This window comes from Paenibacillus sp. NFR01 (genome assembly GCF_900111565.1).
Lineage (GTDB): Bacteria > Bacillota > Bacilli > Paenibacillales > Paenibacillaceae > Paenibacillus_AQ.
The window spans coordinates 198,338-211,931 of the sequence record NZ_FOIK01000002.1; the positions used below are offsets into that span (position 1 = coordinate 198,338).

14 protein-coding genes and 1 riboswitch are annotated in these 13,594 nt (G+C 57.1%); of the genes, 5 read left to right on the forward strand and 9 right to left on the reverse strand.

Annotated elements, in window-relative coordinates:
- Positions 1 to 72: 72 nt before the first annotated feature.
- The 3 genes from BMW84_RS12140 to BMW84_RS12150 form a co-directional block, all read right to left on the reverse strand.
- The gene (locus tag BMW84_RS12140) at positions 73 to 936 is read right to left on the reverse strand and encodes an aldo/keto reductase (RefSeq protein ID WP_091068657.1); all 864 of its coding nucleotides are present in this window, start codon (positions 934 to 936) and stop codon (positions 73 to 75) included.
- Between the two features lie 103 nt (positions 937 to 1,039).
- Positions 1,040 to 1,354 (reverse strand): DMT family transporter, encoded by a 315-nt coding sequence (locus BMW84_RS12145; RefSeq protein WP_091068659.1) that lies wholly within the window; start codon positions 1,352 to 1,354, stop codon positions 1,040 to 1,042.
- Positions 1,355 to 1,699, reverse strand: a complete 345-nt coding sequence (locus BMW84_RS12150; protein WP_091068661.1) for a DMT family transporter — start codon at positions 1,697 to 1,699, stop codon at positions 1,355 to 1,357.
- A 70-nt stretch (positions 1,700 to 1,769) separates the two neighbouring features.
- A riboswitch (guanidine-I (ykkC/yxkD leader) is annotated at positions 1,770 to 1,889 on the reverse strand.
- A 166-nt stretch (positions 1,890 to 2,055) separates the two neighbouring features.
- Between BMW84_RS12150 and BMW84_RS12155 the strand changes: the two genes are divergently transcribed.
- Together BMW84_RS12155 and BMW84_RS24795 are read left to right on the forward strand one after the other, a co-directional pair.
- Positions 2,056 to 2,985, forward strand: a complete 930-nt coding sequence (locus BMW84_RS12155; RefSeq protein WP_175498788.1) for an MBL fold metallo-hydrolase — start codon at positions 2,056 to 2,058, stop codon at positions 2,983 to 2,985.
- 194 nt (positions 2,986 to 3,179) lie between these two features.
- Positions 3,180 to 3,575, forward strand: a complete 396-nt coding sequence (locus BMW84_RS24795) for a hypothetical protein (protein ID WP_091068665.1) — start codon at positions 3,180 to 3,182, stop codon at positions 3,573 to 3,575.
- A 136-nt stretch (positions 3,576 to 3,711) separates the two neighbouring features.
- Here the strand turns inward: BMW84_RS24795 and BMW84_RS12165 are convergent, their stop codons facing one another.
- Positions 3,712 to 4,149, reverse strand: coding sequence for a DUF5680 domain-containing protein (locus BMW84_RS12165; RefSeq protein ID WP_175498789.1), 438 nt, complete (start codon positions 4,147 to 4,149; stop codon positions 3,712 to 3,714).
- A gap of 341 nt (positions 4,150 to 4,490) precedes the next feature.
- Positions 4,491 to 5,396, reverse strand: a complete 906-nt coding sequence (locus BMW84_RS12170; RefSeq protein WP_091068670.1) for a helix-turn-helix transcriptional regulator — start codon at positions 5,394 to 5,396, stop codon at positions 4,491 to 4,493.
- Positions 5,397 to 5,532: 136 nt separating this feature from the next.
- Between BMW84_RS12170 and BMW84_RS12175 the strand changes: the two genes are divergently transcribed.
- Complete coding sequence (locus tag BMW84_RS12175; protein ID WP_091068672.1) at positions 5,533 to 6,738, forward strand: sugar efflux transporter; 1,206 nt, start codon at positions 5,533 to 5,535, stop codon at positions 6,736 to 6,738.
- A 23-nt stretch (positions 6,739 to 6,761) separates the two neighbouring features.
- Complete coding sequence (locus BMW84_RS12180; RefSeq protein WP_091068675.1) at positions 6,762 to 7,127, forward strand: response regulator; 366 nt, start codon at positions 6,762 to 6,764, stop codon at positions 7,125 to 7,127.
- Here the strand turns inward: BMW84_RS12180 and BMW84_RS12185 are convergent.
- The 3 genes from BMW84_RS12185 to BMW84_RS12195 form a co-directional block, all read right to left on the reverse strand.
- Complete coding sequence (locus BMW84_RS12185; RefSeq protein ID WP_091069711.1) at positions 7,120 to 7,971, reverse strand: metallophosphoesterase family protein; 852 nt, start codon at positions 7,969 to 7,971, stop codon at positions 7,120 to 7,122. The genes BMW84_RS12180 and BMW84_RS12185 overlap by 8 nt on opposite strands.
- A gap of 180 nt (positions 7,972 to 8,151) precedes the next feature.
- On the reverse strand, positions 8,152 to 9,333 hold the full coding sequence (locus BMW84_RS12190; protein ID WP_091069712.1) for an MFS transporter: 1,182 nt from the start codon (positions 9,331 to 9,333) through the stop codon (positions 8,152 to 8,154).
- A 148-nt stretch (positions 9,334 to 9,481) separates the two neighbouring features.
- A complete protein-coding gene (locus BMW84_RS12195) occupies positions 9,482 to 11,539 on the reverse strand; it encodes a beta-galactosidase (protein ID WP_091068677.1) in 2,058 nt (685 codons plus the stop codon).
- 219 nt (positions 11,540 to 11,758) lie between these two features.
- Between BMW84_RS12195 and BMW84_RS12200 the strand changes: the two genes are divergently transcribed.
- On the forward strand, positions 11,759 to 12,610 hold the full coding sequence (locus BMW84_RS12200) for a helix-turn-helix transcriptional regulator (protein ID WP_091068681.1): 852 nt from the start codon (positions 11,759 to 11,761) through the stop codon (positions 12,608 to 12,610).
- A 33-nt stretch (positions 12,611 to 12,643) separates the two neighbouring features.
- Here BMW84_RS12200 and BMW84_RS12205 read toward each other — a convergent pair whose 3' ends face one another.
- Entirely contained in the window at positions 12,644 to 13,516 is an 873-nt protein-coding gene (locus BMW84_RS12205) for an AraC family transcriptional regulator (protein WP_091068683.1), read from the reverse strand.
- Positions 13,517 to 13,594: the final 78 nt, after the last annotated feature.

The following is a 13,594-nucleotide window of genomic DNA, read 5'->3' on the forward strand; positions in this document are numbered from 1 at the left end:
GTTATACGCAAAGAGGAAGGCCTGCTGCATCGAAATTCGGATGCCCGGCCTTCCTCTTTTTCACATCAAGCTTTAAATCATATCCAGCGGTACCCGCCACGCCGGCTGCGGAAACGCTTCATCCAGCATCCACAGTTCATCCGGACGGAGCCGGATCTGCGCCGCTGCGGCATTCTCCGCGACATGCTTGCGGCTAGACGCCTTCGGGATCGCCAGTACCTCGTGGTCCCGGATGCTCCAGGCCAGCAGGATTTGCAGCGGCGTCGCCTCATGGCGCCGGGCGATCTCCCGCACCGTCCCGCTTTCGATCATCCCTTTGCGCAGCATGCCCCCTTGGGCGAGCGGCGAATACGCCATCACGGGAACCCGGTTGCCTGCCTGCCACGGCAAAAGATCATGCTCGATGCCTCGGGACCCGAGATGGTACAGTACTTGATTGGTGGCGCAGCGGTCGCCGCCCTGCACCTCGTACAGCTCCTTCATATCGTCAAGATCGAAGTTGGACACGCCCCAGCGCAGTATTTTTCCGGAGGCCACCAGCTCTTCCATGCCTCTTACCGTTTCTTCCAGCGGCACGTCCCCCCGCCAATGCAGCAGGTATAGATCCAAGTGATCGGTGCCCAGCCGTTTCAGGCTTTGCTCGCAGCTCTGCGCAAGCACGTTCCGCCCCGCATGCTGCGGCAGCACCTTGGAGACCAGAAATACGTCGTCCCGGATGCCCCGTACCGCTTCACCGACCAGTTCCTCCGATTGTCCGTTCCCGTACATCTCCGCGGTATCAATGACTTTCAGTCCCATGTCCACGCCCAGGCGGAGGGCGGCGATTTCTTCGGCGCGGTCCGCCCCTTTTTCACCCATGAACCAGGTGCCTAGCCCGATCTTGGGCAATGCCGTTCCGTCCCGAAGCGTGATTTGCGGTGCTGGATAGTTGCTCATAGGTTCAAGATCCCCTTCTCCGATGGTAGTGTTACCTCTATCCTTACCACATTGACCCGGGGTTAACATCGTACAAGTGTCTATTTCTTTAACATTGCGCGCTTTACCCGAGCAATTTGAGTCCGATGGCCGCTCCCAGGATCGCCACGATACAGGATATTCGCAACTTGCCGCGCGGTTCCCCGTACAGGGCCATGCCCAGAATCGCTCCCCCAGAAGCGCCGATTCCCGTCCACACCGCATAGGCCGTGCCCATCGGAAGATGTTTCATCGCCAGCGAGAGCAGCAGAAAGCTTGCCGAAAAACCGGCGACCAGCAGCCCCAGCGAAGACCATGTGCGGGTCTTATTCCATTGTCCAATCATCGCCACCCCCAGCATTTCGCAGCAGCCGGCGGCAAGCAGCATCAGCCAGTCCATTTATTTCCCCTCCTTATGCACCGTTTCCGGCGTAGCCAGCTTCAGTCCGATCACCGCAGCCAAAAGAATCAGCAGCAGCGCAACTTTCAGCGGCTTAAACGGTTCCCCGAACCCGAGCATCTCCATCAGAACGGTTCCCGCCGTCCCCAGGCCGACGAATACCGCATACACTGTGCCCACCGGCAGGCGGGCACTCGCCGCAATCAGGCCGTAAAAGCTGACGGCAATCGCCAGAATCGTAAGCCCCCACTCCCAAGGCTGCGATGCATGCTTCAGGCCGGTAACCCAGCCGACCTCAAAGCAAGCCGAAACGACGATCAGCAACCATGGCCCCCATTTTTTCATTTCCCTCATCTCTCCCTCTTTGGTTTGCCGGAAAAAATAAAGCCCGGAAGGTGCTCGCCATCATGGCGATACCTCCCGGGCTTTTATCCCTCCGTGTGAACATGAACCTGCCGGTCCATGCGTTTTCCCTCGGACCTGCCAGCCTGATGAACCTTAAACCTGCGGCTGCGGAACCCTAGAAAACATAAATTCAGTTGTTGAATGCTTCAACTTTTAAATGATACGTTTCATTGGATCTTAGCAAACTCCCAGCCGAATTTCAAGCGTTGCGTGAGTGATAATTGCGACTCCCCGATATTGGATGCAGTGGTAGAATTAAACTGAATTTATCCTTTATGATTAAAGGGGGCAGTGTCATGTACCTATCCGGACATTTTCAAATCCACTCTTTAGCAGAAGGCATCTTTGCCCTCGAAGCGGCCGAATACGGCGGTGCCATGAGCAATGCGGGCATCATCGACATGGGCGGTTATACCCTCGTGTTCGATACGTTTAATACTCCTCAAGCCGGCAACGATTTACACACAGCCGCAATGGAGCTGCTGGGCCAGCCGGTCCGTTATGTGGTTAACAGCCATTTTCACGGCGACCATGTCCGGGGCAATCAGCATTTCGGGGATGCGGTGATCGTATCCAGCCGTCTGACCCGGGAGCTGATGTTATCCTCCCAGCAGGCATGGCTAGACCGGATGACGCCGCTGCTTCCGCAGCTTGAAGCCGACATTGCCGGAGTCAAGCGGCAGATAGACGAGGCCGTGGATGAGGCGGTCCGAAGCCGCCAGAATGGGCAGCGGATTGTCCTGGAAGAGCTCCGGGAATCGATTCAGACCCTTGAATTCCGTTATCCCGAGGTCACGTTTGGGCAAAAGCTATCGTTTCACGGCGCTGCCCGAAGCGCGGAACTTTTTACGGTCGGGGCGGCGCACACCCCGTGCGATTCGGTGCTAGTTTTGCCGGAGGAAGGGATACTTTTTGCCGGGGACGTCATTGCCGTCGACAACCACCCGCTGCTGACGGACGGCGATCCCGAGCACTGGCTGGAGGCGCTTTCGGAGCTGGAACAGCTCGGCGCCCGTCAGATCGTTCCCGGCCATGGCCCGGTCGGCGGACCCGAGAGCATAACGCGGATCCGGGAATATATCCAAGATTTGCTCGCCCTTGGCGCAAATCCGCGGGCAGGCCTCCCTGCCGCCGAATATCCGATACCGGAGGCCTACCGGGGCTGGCATGCGGATGGCGTTTTTCACCGTAATCTTGAATTTTTGTTTGGCCGAGCCTCTCACTGACCACTCATGACGGCAGGCAAACCAGGCACGGAGAAATACGTACCCTGGCTTTTACGCCTAGGCTGCGGCGATGACATTACGAGCATCTTGAGCATCATGTGCATGACCGCAATGACGACCGCTCAGTTGCATACGATAATACGGAGAGCAATTGGATGGAGATTGTAAAATTCTATTAAAAGGAGCGATTGCCAATGAACGTTGTGATTCTTTTGATTATATTTATTGCCGTATTTGCGATTGTTCAGGCTATTAAAGCGAATGGCGGAGGCAGACCCGGAGGCTACAATGGGTCGGGCCGAAATCATTCGGGAGACGGCTTCTACACTACAGGAATTGACAGCACGCCGGATTTGAATTCCCGTTACGGTGGAGATGATCACGATAAACAAGGGCATCACCATCAGGGACACCAGGATCATCACAGCCACCATGGGCATCACCATGACGGGGGCAGCTTCGGCGGCGGACATCACGGCGACCATTCAGGCGGGATCAGCGGCGGGGGCGACTTTGGCGGGGGCGGAGACTTTGGCGGGGGCGGAGACTCCGGCGGCGGCGATGGCGGCGGGGGAGGGGGAGGGGATTGATCCCTCCTTAGCCCGCTTTTTTAGTCTCGGAGATAAGGCCCTATTCATTCAGTTCGGCGCCTACATTTCAAGCGTAAAACGGCTGATACAGGGAAATTTGCTCTCATTGCTAACTGGACGCCGTTCAGAGTATTTCTTATTTCACAGCCCCGCCGTGGAAAAAGCATTCATAGATTTGCTGGCCTCTCAACCGGATGACCTCCGCGCCTTGAAACCAGTCCAGATCTCCGGTCGCTGCGCATTCATATGAATAATCTCCGCTCTGATAAAGCTCCGGGCCTCTGAACGGATGGGATGCCGATGCATGCCACAGCGCCTCCTTCAGGAAATCCCCGTTAAATCCCTCTCCATTCACCCGTCCTGTATAATTCATGGCCCAGACCGGCTGGCCGCTCACCCATACCCCTTCCTGGCCGGAAAATTTCTCGGAACCGAGATAGGTGTCAATGTACAGCAAATCACCCTTGCGATATTCCAGATCATGCGATAACGGCCTTGATGACAAGCCCTCCGGGCCTTCACCGGCATAGGTAGCTTTTTTGGCTTCCAGCAGAAAATCCAACCACTCAATCATGCGCTTAATATCCCTCCGCATACAAAATATGTATCTTCTTTATTATAGAACATTCGTTCGCTTTATTCAAAGGATATTTTGCTACCGCTGCCGGCCCCGGCGCTGCTTGGCCGCCGTGTCATCACAAACGGTCGTCCGCATATGTCGGGATTACTCGTAACGGCAGACTCGGGGCACGCCTTCAAATACGCCTTCCTGCTCCCCCCTTTCATCGCTACATCAAACACCCACTCACAGCGCTTAAAAATACATCAATTGCTACAAACAAAAAAAATCCCGCACCCTTTCGGGCACGGGACAGGCTTTCGTATTCTACGCGTATTCGAGTGTCTTGTTGGCCATTACTCCATCCATTCATCCGTTGTTTCGCGGTCGCCCCGCAGCGTCAGGAAGCGCAGCGCGTCCGGCGACATGCCGGACAGATCCTTCAGCCGCAGGCTGGCCGCATCATGGTCCGGTTCCGCATGCCTGCTACGAATCTCGCGCGGCGTGAAGCCGAACCTTGCCTTGAACACCTTGTGGAAATAGGAGTATGTGCCGAAGCCGCAGCTGGAGGCGATGCTCTCCAGGCTGAAGTCCGTATAACGGATACGCTCCAGCGCGTTCGATAAACGGATCTCCTGCGCATAACCGATAATGGTGTATCCGGTCAGGTCCTTGAACAGATGAACCGCCCGCGAGACGCTGAGTCCGGCAAACGCGGCGACATCCTCCACCCGCAGCGGACTGAGCGCATTTTCGCTGATGTACAGCTGCATCCGCATGACCATTTCATTGGAACGTTTGGGCGCTTCAAGCGACGATTCTTCGACCGACAGACGGTCGAGCGACAGGCACAAGGCGCACAGCAAATGGCGGATCAGCTCGGGTTGGGCGCCCACGACGCGGTGCTGCTCGACGGACAGCTGCTGCCAGAGCGACAGCATTCCGGCATCCAGATGAATGCGCTGGAGCGTCGGCCGGTGTCGGGCGGCGAACCATGCGTCCATCCAGGCGCCCTCGCAGAGCAGATAATAGTCGCCGCTGGAGATCCTGCCGTCGATCTCTTCCACGGACAGATGATAGGGCTCGCCGGGACGGATGATCAGCAGATCGCCTGCGTCGAGCCGGACGATTTTCCCATGGACAAGCGCCTTCGACGAACCGGTTACCTGCAGACGGAACAGATAATACGGCGGCGGCGTAAAGGAGGTTTTAAACGGAAGAGTATGAAAAGAATAGGCACAAGCATGCAGCCTTAAATCCATGCTAAGGTTCCCCCAGCCAAATAGTAGAACTTTTCAATCAGATTAAACATTCTTTTGCCCTGCATAATTAACTATACTATAACCAAATCAAAGAGCTGACTGCAAGCTGTTGTCCAAGGGAGTCCTGCCTTACATTATGCTAAAACGAATCCGCCTTTTATTCCGCATTCCCGGCTATCCCCTCTACATGATCTGCATGATGCTGATGGGGATGGCGATTTCGATAAGCTCGCCGTTCCTCGCGGTGTACTTCACCACCAAGCTGGAAGTCTCTGCCGCAACCTTCGGCGTGTTTACGGCGGTTACGCTGCTGAGCGGCGTTTGGCTCAGCTCGGCCGTCGCACGGCGATCCGACAGCGGGCTCAGCCGCAAAAAAATTATGGCCGCTGCGCTGATCTGCAACGCCATCGCTTTTTCCGGCTATTTGTTCATTCATGAATTTTACGCGCTGCTGGTCTTTATGACGGTCTTTACGGCGTTGGGCACGCCCGCCATGCCGCAGCTGTTTGCCAGCTCGCGCGAAGCGGTCAATGCCAGCGGCACGGCGGACCACGGGTTCGCCAACTCGACGCTGCGCTCGATGTTTTCGCTCGGTTTCATCCTCGGCCCGCTCATCGGATCGGTGCTGATCGCGCAATTCGGCTTCCGTGGGATCTTTGCCGGGACCGTGGCGATCTTCGTGTTTTGCGCCGTGCTCATTTCCGTCTTCATGAAGCAGCCGGCCGCAGCCCCTGCTTCAACGGCTGCGCGTCCCGCTCCGCCGATGCGCCTGCACCAGGATGCACGGGTGCTGCTGCCGTTTCTGGTCGTCGCCTTTTTGTATACCGGCCACTGGATGAACAACCTGAACATCTCGCTGTTTGTTACCGGCTCCCTGGGCGGCAACACCGGGGATGTGGCGACCGTCGCCAGCATCTGTGCTTTGCTTGAGATTCCGATCATGCTGGCATTGGGCGGGTTGTCCGCCAAATTCTCCGGCCAGAAGCTTATGTTGTCCGGCATCGTGGTCGGCGGGGTGTACTATCTGGTCGTGCTGTTCGCATCCCAGATGTGGCAGGTGCTCGCCGGGCAGGTGCTGCTCGCCTTTTTCGTCGCCGTGATCTCCACCGTCGGCATCAGCTACATTCAGGATTTGCTGCCGGATCAACCCGGCTATGCTTCAACGCTGTATACCAACGGCAGCACCCTCGGCCGGCTCGCCGGCAACCTGGCCGGAGGCCTCGCCGCCGGCTGGTTCGGCAACCGCGGCGCCTATGTCGGCTGCCTGCTCTTCGCTTGCGCCGCCTTCGCGCTGATGGCATTGCCGCAGCGCGGACTGGCTGCGAGTCCCGGTGATTCTTGATCCGCATTACAGGAGGTGTACCCATGAAAATCATCCTTGTTGACGACAATCCTCATGTACGCGATTCGCTGCGGCAAATGCTCACCCGGCTCCAGATCCGGATCGATGCGGTATGGGAAGCCGTCTGCGACAGTTCCGCCGTCCAGCTGATCGAGATGCTTGAGCCCGATCTGATCGTAACCGATGCCAAGCTGCTGCTTCTGAACGGCTCGCGCCTGCTGGACCGGCTGGAACAGCGCCTGCCGCAGAGCAAGGTTGTCGTGACCAGCAGCCATGATTTCATCCTCGCGCCTTTTGCCTTGTGCGGCATCGATTCGCTGCAGAAGCCGTTGAACAGCGCCAGCCTGGAGCCTATCCTGTCACGCCTGTCCGCTCCCGCCTCTACGTAACCTGAACACGGTAAGCCTCGAGGCTTGCCGTGTTTCCGTTTATCGTCAATACCCCGTCGTAATACCCCCGGTCTCCGCTCTTGCACTTATAATCGCCGGAGCAACCGCACACAAAAAACTTCGTTTTGGCATACCCCGAATACAGATTGCCCAGCTTCCGGAAAAATTTATGCCCATGATGCGTAAAGATCGCCAGCACCTTGCTTCTGGCCGCGAAAGGAATGGCATTATAGAACTTCTCGGTTTCCGTCTTGCTGAGCACATGGCTGGGATCCACCGTAATTCCCGGTACATTCAGCGGCCAATGAAAGTCAATAACGTAAAAAGACTTGTCGTCCAGATTGCGGAGCAGCCGGAGGCTGCCGCTGCTGAAGGCACCCAGCGCGCAATCCAGCCAGATGTACTTTACTTTTCCTTGCGTCCCCGGAAAATTCATCTGTCCGTACACGGGGTTCAAATGCTTCACGAACAGCGGGCGGGTACTGGCTTCCCAATTGCCGATGGACGTCCGGTACGGGATGCTCCCCAGTGTTTGCGTGACCTGATCCTTGAACGCCTGATAATACGCATCCGCATGGCTGCCATGGTCGGCCCCCGCTTGCGCGTTGTCTCCGCCGAAGATAAAGAATCGCTTGTTGCCGCCGCTTGCCGCTTTGGGCAGCAGGCCGGCGAAGATCGCCTGGCTGTTGCCGTAGCCGACATGGCTGTCGCCGATCACCGCAAAACGTACGGTCTGGGCGTTTACGGATGTCCGGCTTGACCGTTTGGGCCGGGCCCGCAATACCGGTTGCCGGAGGCGCTTGGGGTACGCCTGCTTTTTCTTCGCTCTTGCCGGTTTCTTCATTGCCATCACCACTCCTTCTCGCGAGATCCTCCTTCTGATGCAGTAGCATCATATTCGGAAACGTCCGCCATTTCCTAGACCAAGAGAGGTTCCGCAAAAAAAACGGACCGGAACTTCAGGGCATGCTAAAAACCCGCAGCCCTCTTGGGAAGGTGCGGGTTCGTGTAGGAACGGAGCTGTCTACAGCCGCCGCTCCTGTCTGCGGCGTTTCATATGCGTGCCCAGGAACAGGAACCCGGCAATAAATGAAACAATGACAGCGAACAAGTACATGCTGGCTCCGCCGAAAGCGTCGCTGAGCCGGCCGCCGATGATCCCGCCCGAAACGCCGGCAAGGCCAAGGTAGACCATGCTTAGCAGCGATATGCCGGTAGCGATCAGCTGCGGCGGCAGCGTCCGGGCCACGTAATGCATGCAGGTGAGCCAGAAGACGGCAAAGGTGATGCAGGCGCCGGCCTGCAGCAGCAGAAGCACCCAGGGATCATCGGACACATAATACATAAGCCAGCGGAGCGTGTAAATGAAGGCGACCAGGCCGATCAGCGCAAACTCATGCACCTTATGCAGATATTTGCCGAGCAGCGCAAAAGCCGGAATTTCGGCGGCGGCGGCCAGCGCCCAAGCCCAGCCAACCATTGCATCGGATGCACCGAGATCCTTCATATATAATCCGAGCATAACATCGTTCATCCGGTGAGGGACCGAAAGAATAAATACCAGCAGCAGAAACCACAGGAAGGATTTATTGAGGATCAGTTCTTTGAACGCCTTGAGATTGATCCCTTCTCCCTCGGACGGCTCGTCGCGCAGGAAAAAGAGCAGGATCAGCGGAACAATCCATGCCGCCATAAACAATGTGGACAAATGGCTGATGCCGCCCATCCGGGCCAACAGGAATCCGGCCGACAGCGAAATCGCCGTGTAGCCGATCGAGCCGAACAGCCGCAGCGATCCGTAGGACGCGCCGCGCCGTGCAGCCGACCGCGAGGAGATGCTGTCCAGAAGCGGCGTGGAAGGCTGAAAAAAGAAGTACAGCGACAAAACGAACACCAACGTCAATGCATAGGTATGCGCGTGAAACAGAGCGAAACCGCTTACAACCGTCATTATCCAGAGCAGTCCGATAAGCAATTTTACGGTACGGAAACGGTCGCTGATGTACCCCCAGAACGGCTGGACCAGACTGGCCGCAAACGGACCGATCATCATCAGCAGTCCGATCTGCGAGGAGGTATACCCCTTGTCGGCAAAATAAAGCGGCAAAAACGGCGCGATGACCGCCTGTACCGCGTACAGCCAAAAATTCAGTCCCCTGAGTGTCAGGATCTGCCTGTCTTTCTGAACAATCCCACTTTTCGTCATGTTGTCCACATTCCTTCTCCTTGCCCGCTGATCGCAGGTTTTTTCTCTCTATATGAATAAAAGGGCCACTTTCCGATTTGGGAAAGATGGCCCAACGAGTTTAATTTACGACATGTTTGCCGGTTAGTCAAACAAGTATTTCACGGCGTTACCGCGAGGTCTGAAGGATCAGAACCCCGTATGGCGGTATCGATATTTCGCCCTCCAGCTCTTCACCCGACAGCAGTTCCTTGACGGTCTGTCCGGCTCGTACCACGGCCGGCTCGCCGGCGTAATTCAGCAGGAACACGTACGAAGCATCGGCTGAAGCGCGGATCCCCAGTTCCACTTCGGCCGGCAGCTCAAGCCAATCCGCTACCGGAGAACGTTGCCCAAGCTCGTCAAGGATCGCATCGACCACCGGCTCGCTGTACGCCGCCCCGTAATACCAGGCCTCGCCTCCGCCGACGGCGCGGCGGGTCAGGGCCGGCTTGCCCCGGTAATATTCGGAGGCATACTCCGCGATCACCTCGGTATCCGGATGCTCCACCTTCAGAATATCGTTAAAGCCTTTCGCCGGGGTACCGGCCTCCAGACGGCCTTCCCAATGCAGCTCCGCGGCAGGCGTCGTGCCTTTGACCAGCGTAAAGTCCTCGACCGTAATGCCGCACAGCCCGGCGACCGGACCCGGGAACGGCCGCATCGCGCAGTGGCCTTCCGGCGTTTTATAACCAGTCCGCGCCCCGAAGAACAGCTTGCCCCCTTGCTCGACATACCGGGTCAGCAGCTCTGCCGTCTCATCCGTCATAATGGCCGGATGCGGATACACGATGATTGGGTAAGGAAGGAGCTCCTCCAGCGTGCTGGTCGGCCGCAGCGTCACGAGATCCGCCGGAATGTGGCGGTATTGCAGCTGCTTGAACCAGGCGAGCATGCTCTGCCAGCCCAGCGGGCCATGCCATTCATCAAGTTCGCCGTCCCAGTTGTTATCGTAGTCCTGCATAATGGCAATGTCGGCCTGATAAGCGGTGCCGGCGATTTCCGTGCCGATCTTCGCGAACTCTCCGCCGATCTGCGCCACCTCCGCGACCCGGCGGTTCGGCTGATTATGGTAGTCATTGATGCCGTGCCAATATATTTCCGTGCCCATCGTCGCCGTGCGCCAGCGGAAATAAACGACAAGATCGGCGCCATGCATGACCGACTGGTACGTCCAGAGCCGGATTTGTCCCGGTCTTGGGGTTCCCATGCCGATCCGGTCGACCCAGCCGCCCGGGCCGGACTGCTGTTCCATGATGCAGAAGTTCGGCGAAATCGAACGCACATTGGTCAGGTTCATGCTCCAGGCGCGGTCCATCAGCGGATGTTCGTCTTGCCCCGGAAAAATCGTCGAGAACTGCGGATACGAATCGTAAGAGTAAAAGTCCAGCAGCCTTTCGGTCATTTCATGGTTGTCCAGATGCCCGAACATGCCGTTCGTCGTGATCCATTGGTTCGGCGCAAGCTCGCGGATAATGTCGGCCTGCAGCTTGGCAAAAGAAATCGTGTTGGCGGAAATAAACCGCTTCTCGTCCAGTGCCAAATGCGGATTAATCGACTGGTTGACCGTCGGGCGGCTCAAGTAGACCTGCTCCCAATCGGTGAAGGTCTGGCTCCAGAACACGGTGCCCCACGCTTTATTGAGCGCCTCCAGCGTGCCGTAACGCTCCTTCAGCCATTCCCGGAATGCGGCGTGATCCGCATCGGCATAAAACACGTTGATTTCGCAGTTCAGCTCATTATCGATCTGCCAGCCGATGACTGCCGGATGATCTTTATAGGCCAGCACCATGTTCCGCACCACCCGCGCGCACAGCTCGCGGTATTTCGGACTGGAATAATTGTAATGGCGCCGCATGCCGTGGCGGTAGAGCACGCCTTCCTTGCTGGCGTTCAGCGTTTCGGGATACTTGTGGGTCAGCCAGGCGGGCGGCGTCGCCGTCGGCGTACCTAGAATGACCTGCAGGCCGTGACGATCCGCCAGATCGAGCACGCGGGCGAAAAAGCCGAAGTCAAACCGGCCTTCCTCCGGTTCCATGATCGACCAGGCAAACTCCGCCATCCGGATCACGGAGATGTTCAGCTCCCGCATCCGGCGGAAATCATCCTCCCATAGCTCCTCCGGCCAATGCTCCGGATAATAACATACACCTAGGGTCAATTCGTTGCTTTGAAGCGATTTCTTCATGTAAGGGCTACCTCCTGGACGGTTTCGTACCTTCATTCTAGTACCCGCCCGGCCGGATGGAAATGACAAAATCATGCGAAGTATATTAATATATTGTCATCAGGCTCTTCTATTACTCTAATATGAAATCGAATACACGATAAATTGTATGAAAATGTTGCGCACTTGCGACCCCGCCTGAAATCCGTTTTTTGTTCATATCATCGAAAGGAGCCCCACATGAAGGAGCATATTTTCCTCCCCAAGCCGCTGTTTCCCCGCCACGTCTGCTTTCCCGATTTCATCGGCGGATACAGCGAGTTCCCGGAGCATGCGGTCCAGCGGGAATACGCCTCGCGCGAAAATCATCTGGACCGTTATTACAATCTGCATATCGTGCTGTCCGGGACGGGGTATCTGCAGGCGGACGGCAAAACGTACGAGCTGGTCCGGGGACAAGGCTTTCTCTACGGCCCGGGACTGCGGCAAACCTACCATTCGAGCGCCCATGATCCGTGGAACATCCGCTGGGTGCATTTTTTCGGCACCCATCTGGACGAGCTGCTGAACGGCAAAGGTTTGGATGAGCCCTGGCTGTTCGAGCTTGGCGATATGGTTCCCGCCCGGTTCCTGCTCGACAGGCTGCTGGAGCTGGGCCGGAGCTACACGGTCGACGACGAATACGCGATGGCCGCTGCGCTCTACGAGCTGCTTCTCCGTCTGCAGTCCGTGGCGTCGCAGCTGAACGTTCCCGCCAGCCCCTCCGCGGATAAGATCCGCACCGCCGCCAACTATATTCTGGCGCACTGCAAAGAGCCTTTTACGCTGGAGGAAGCCGCCGCGCTCGCCGGCTACAGCCCGCATTATTTCAGCCGCAGATTCAGCCGGATCTTCGGCAAATCGTTCCCGGATTTCGTGATGGAAGCCCGGATTTTGCAGGCCAAACGCCTGCTGGCCACCACAAGCCTGTCGGTTAAGCAGATCGCGGCGGAGAGCGGTTTTTCGCAAACCAGCTATTTCGGCAAATGCTTCCGGGCCCTGGAGGGCATGACCCCGCTGGAGTTCCGCCATTTAAACAAGCTGTACAAATAAGGGCCCGAATCATATTCGGGCCCCTGTTCCGTGTCAGGACTTTTGTTGCCGGGTTGCCGTCGGCGTGATCCCTTTCAGCTGCTTGTACAGCTTCGAAAAGCTGTTAATGCCCCCGCAGCCGACGCGCTCCGCGATTTCCGTCACGGTCAGTGCGGTTCCCCGCAGCAGCCGTTCGGCTTCCGCCATGCGTTGGCCGTTGACATATTGCACAAACGTCATGCCGGTCAGCTGCTTGAACATTTTGCAGAAATGATAGGGACTGAGATGAACCATCGCCGCGGCCTTGTCCAGCGGGATCGGTTCGGCAAGATGCTGTTCGACATGCTGCAGCAGCGCCTTCAGCCGCTCGGTCTTCTGCAGGAATACGGCATTTTTCCGGACGGAATCGCCGCTGTCGTCAAACCGGCGGACGATGCGGGTGAACAGCAGCTGGCATAACGCCCGAACCGCTTGCTCGTAATGTTCGGCCCGGCCGTTGAACTCGGCTACAAGCTCCATCAATAGCCGGGAAATTCCGTCCACCTCCGGCTCCGCAGCCGGCAACCGGTTACGGATTCGTTTCAGCCCGGCCGTATAAGGCGACACCATATCGAAGGCGTGGTGATCTCCGCCCGGCATGCCAACCATGGAAGGATGAAAAACGGCAACATCAATCGTAAAACGATCCCTCGGCGATTGGATCGCATGCAGTTCCCCGCTGTTCACGAAGAAGAGATCGCCCCGCTGCCCCTGATACGTCTGTCCCCCGATCTGGAACAACGCTTCCCCCCGCTCGACCCGGATCATCTCGAAATGCTCATGCCAATGAAGCCGAAGCGCGTCATGCTCCTGAAATGCCGTATGAAAAATATTGAACGGAAACGTCCGCCCCGCCAGCTCGGTATCTTCCCAAAGCTCCCTGTTCATGCGAATCCTTTCCGGATAACAAGATTGGAATAATGAAGCCCAATATCCGATAAGACAATCGGCGCCGGCTCCACTATC